This is a genomic window from Achromobacter sp. (assembly GCF_057314935.1).
The window spans coordinates 33,049-37,109 of sequence record NZ_DBHKZA010000003.1; the positions used below are offsets into that span (position 1 = coordinate 33,049).

Consider the following 4,061-nt stretch of genomic DNA (forward strand, 5'->3'; position numbering starts at 1 on the left):
CCCGGCGTCGAACGCTTCGACACCGCGCTGAGCCGGCTGCGCAAATCGGAAACCACCGATAACTGAGGCGCGCGCCGCCTAAAACCCGAAGCTTGCGCGGTACTGGCTGGGCGACACGCCCAGCCGGCGCGTGAACACTTCGCGCAGATGGCGCGCATCGCGAAAGCCGCATTCGTAGGCCACGGTCTTCAGCGGCCGGGCTTCGCGCTCCAGGCGCGCCCGCGCCGCATCCACCCGCACGCGCTCGACGAACTCGGCCGGCGTCACCCCCGCGTCGCGCAGGAAGACCCGCGAAAAGTTGCGGCGGCTCATGTTGGCCACGGCCGCCAACGCATCCAGCCCGAGGTCCGCGGCCAGGTGACCCAGCACGTGCTGCTGCACCTGCGCCACGGCCGACGTCTCCTCCACGAATGGCGTGAGGAACGGGCTGAACTGCGATTGCCCGCCCGCGCGTTGCGTGAACACCACCAGCCGCTTGGCCACGTTCAGGGCCACATCCTGCCCGACGTCCTGCGCCAGCAGATACAGCGCCAGGTCGATGCCTGCCGTCACCCCTGCAGACGTATGCAGGCGCCCGTCCTGCACGTACAGCCGGTCCGCCTCGACCCGCAGCGCGGGGTAGCGCGCCGCCAGCCCCGGCGCATCGTTCCAATGGGTGGTGACGGTGGCGTCCTGCAACAGGCCGGCGCGCGCCAACAGGAAGGTGCCGTTGCAGATGGAGCCGTAGCGCGGCGCGCGCAGGCACATCGCGCGCAGCCAGGCCAGGGCCTCGTCGGGTTCGCGCTGCCCGGGCAAGGCCGGCCCCCCCGCCACCAGCAGCAGGTCAGGAGGATCGGCCACGTCCGCGTAGTGGCGCTGCGGCACCAGCGCCATGCCGTTGGAACAGGGCACCGTGCCGCGCGTCAGGCCGATGAGTTCCAGCTGGTAATGCTGGGCGGGCAACAGGAAGCGGTTGGCTTCGGCGAACACGTCCAGCGGACCGCTGACATCCAGCGACTGCACGCCGGGAAAGACGACGATGGCGACGGTTTTCATGGGGAATTGTTGGCAGGCCGAACGGCGGGGACGCGCAAAACGCTACCTTAGCCGACCGCCAGGGCTGCGGCGTGGCCCCGCGCACCGGCGTGGCCTGAAAACGCGGCATCGCGGCCGGAAACCGCCCCTGCCCGCCCCGTTGGCCGCCCGCCGCACCACGCTGGCGCGATTCCGTCCACGCCAGTCCCGCCGCATCGCCCGCCGGGCCGGCAAGATTGCCCTGTCCGGCCCGGCATGCCGCCGCGCCCATCCCCCCAAAAGGATTTCCCCATGACGATGCCCCCGTCTCTAGCCAGCGAACGCGTCGGCCCCGCGTTTTCCGTGGACGGCATGCTGGCCGCCCGCAACAAGACCCGCCAGGCCATTGCCGACGTCGCGGCACGCATCCGGCCCGGCATGGTCGAAGAAGACGCCGTGCAACTGGCCCGGCAAACGCTGATCGACGCCGGCATGGCGCTCAGCTGGCACCCGACGCGCGTGCGCTTCGGCGCCAACACCATGAAGGCCATGCGCCAGGCCTCCGAACCCGGCGTGGTACTGGGCGAACACGACATCTTTTTCCTGGACATCGCGCCGCGCCTGGACGCCTGGGAAGGCGACGGCGGCAAGTCGTTCACCGTGGGCGGCAATGCCGACCAGGCGCGCTGCGCCCGCGATGCCGAAGCCCTGTTCCACGACGTGCGCGGCGTATGGCGGCGGCAGGGGCTGACCGGGCAGGAACTCTACGCCTACGCCGACCGTCAGGCGCGCGCGCTGGGGTGGGAGCTGAACTTCGACCTGCCGGGCCACCGCGTGTCCGATTTCCCGCACGCCGCGATCCACACCGGCTCGCTGGCGGACCTGGCCACCTCCCCGTCGGAGATGCGCTGGATCCTGGAGATCCACTTGCGCGATCCGGCCGGCCGCTTCGGCGCCTTCTTCGAAGACATGTTGCTGGGCGACGAGCACTACGCATAGGACGCAGGCCGCGCCTACAATCGGCGCATGTCCACCGTCCGTCTCTTCTTCGCCCTGTGGCCGTCGCCCCCGTTGGCCGCGTCGCTGGCCGGCTGGGCGGAACAGGCCCGCCTGGCCTGCGGCGGCCGCGTCATGCGCACCGAGACGCTGCATCTGACCCTGGCCTTCCTGGGGCCGGTGGAGGCGCAGCTGGCAGACACGCTGGCCTGCGCCACGCCCGACCACCGGCTGGCCCCGGGCGAGGTGGCGCTGGACCACTACGGCGTGTTCAACCGCCAACGCATCCTGTGGGCCGGCCCGCGCGACACGCCCGCCGGCTTGCAGGCCGCGCATGACGGGCTGTGGCAATGGCTGATCGGATTCGGCCTGGCGGCCCCGCCCCAGCCCTTCCGCCCGCACGTGACCTTGCTGCGCAACATCGAACGCGGCCAGCCCCCTGACGCGACGCCGGCACCGCTGTCCTGGCGCTATGACCGCATGGTGCTGGTGGCCTCGGAATCCCTGTCGGGCGGCAGCCGCTACCGCGTCATCGCGCAGTCGCGCCCCGGTGGCGGGTAGCGCGGCTCTGGCACAATCAGGCGGTTGCAACGACCTGGGATCACCATGATCATCCTGCTGGACCAAGACGGCGTGCTGGCGGATTTCGAACACGCGTTCATCGACGCCTGGCGCGCCCGCCACCCGGACATCGCCCCCGTCGCGTTCGAAGACCGGAAATCCTTCTACATCCGTGAGGACTACGCCCCGGAACTGCGCGGCATGGCCGAGGCCATCTACACCGCCCCGGGGTTCATCCGCAACCTGCCGCCCGTGCCCGGCGCGCTGGATGCCGTGCGCGAACTGCTCGCGCTGGGCATGGACGTGCGGATCTGCACGTCGCCGCTGTCGCAGTTCGAAAACTGCGTGGCTGAAAAGTACCTGTGGGTGGAAAAGCACCTGGGGCGCGAGGCCACCAACCGGCTGATCCTGACGAAGGACAAGACGCTGGTGCAGGGCCATTTGCTGATCGACGACAAGCCCTTGATCCAAGGCGCGGTCAAGCCGCGCTGGAAGCACATTCTGTTCGACGCCCCCTACAACCGGCAGGTCACCGATCGCGCCCGCATCACCTGGGCGAACTGGCGCAACGTGCTGGCGGGCGAGCTCTATACGGCAGACGAATGAGTCCGCGCGGGTCCTGTTCAGCGGTCATGATTTAGGGCTATTCTGTGTTGGCTGTACCCCCACCCCGGAGGAGCCCGCACCATGAATCTGCACCGCCTGCTCAAGCAGCGAGAAGCCGACCACAAGCCTTTGCGAGTTGCACTGCTGGGCGCCGGAAAGTTCGGCGCAATGTTCATGAGCCAGGCGCCCCGCACTCCCGGGATGCGGCTGGTCGCGGTGGCCGATCTGGCGCCCGCCCGCGCCCGCGCCGCGCTGACCCGCGTGGGCTGGCCCGCCAGCGCGCTGAACGCCGCCAGCACCAATGACGCGCTGAAGAACGGCAAGGTCTTTTTCAGCGACGACCCCTACGCCATCATCGCCAGCCCCGACGTCGACATCGTCATCGACGCCACCGGCCAGGCCGCAGCCGGCATCGGCCACGTGCTGGCCTGCTGCGAACACGGCAAGGACATCATCATGGTCAACGTCGAAGCCGACGCGTTGGCCGGCCCGTTGCTGGCGCGCCGCGCGCGCGAGGCGGGCATCGTGTATTCGCTGGCCTACGGCGACCAGCCGGCCCTGATCTGCGAAATGGTGGACTGGGCGCGCGCCGCCGGCTTTGAGGTGATGGCGGCGGGCAAAGGCACCAAGTACCTGCCGGAATTCCATACGTCCACGCCGGATACCGTCTGGCCCTACTACGGCTTCACCGCTGAAATGGTGGCCGCGGGCGACTTCAACGCGCAGATGTTCAACAGCTTCCTGGACGGCACCAAGAGCGCCATCGAAATGGCGGCGGTGTCCAACGCCACAGGCCTGCTGCCGTCGCCCTCGGGCCTGCATTTCCCGCCTTGCGGCGTGGACGACCTGGCCCGCGTGCTGCGCCCGCGCGAAGACGGCGGCATCCTGCACCATCGCGGGCAGGT

At 69.6% G+C, this 4,061-nt stretch carries 5 protein-coding genes; 4 read left to right on the forward strand and 1 reads right to left on the reverse strand.

Translation table 11 applies throughout. The features are described 5' to 3' along the window. Positions 1 to 78 precede the first annotated feature (78 nt). Complete coding sequence (locus ACO6D5_RS01635; protein WP_485824460.1) at positions 79 to 1,035, reverse strand: GlxA family transcriptional regulator; 957 nt, start codon at positions 1,033 to 1,035, stop codon at positions 79 to 81. Between the two features lie 270 nt (positions 1,036 to 1,305). Between ACO6D5_RS01635 and ACO6D5_RS01640 the strand changes: the two genes are divergently transcribed. From ACO6D5_RS01640 to ACO6D5_RS01655, 4 genes are all read left to right on the forward strand, one after another. After that, positions 1,306 to 1,992, forward strand: a complete 687-nt coding sequence (locus tag ACO6D5_RS01640; protein WP_485824461.1) for a M24 family metallopeptidase — start codon at positions 1,306 to 1,308, stop codon at positions 1,990 to 1,992. A 27-nt stretch (positions 1,993 to 2,019) separates the two neighbouring features. After that, complete coding sequence (thpR, locus tag ACO6D5_RS01645) at positions 2,020 to 2,550, forward strand: RNA 2',3'-cyclic phosphodiesterase (protein WP_485824462.1); 531 nt, start codon at positions 2,020 to 2,022, stop codon at positions 2,548 to 2,550. Between the two features lie 45 nt (positions 2,551 to 2,595). Beyond that, complete coding sequence (locus ACO6D5_RS01650; protein ID WP_006222515.1) at positions 2,596 to 3,156, forward strand: 5'-3'-deoxyribonucleotidase; 561 nt, start codon at positions 2,596 to 2,598, stop codon at positions 3,154 to 3,156. A gap of 81 nt (positions 3,157 to 3,237) precedes the next feature. Further along, a partial coding sequence (locus ACO6D5_RS01655) for a Gfo/Idh/MocA family oxidoreductase (RefSeq protein ID WP_485824463.1) occupies positions 3,238 to 4,061 on the forward strand: 824 nt, incomplete at its 3' end.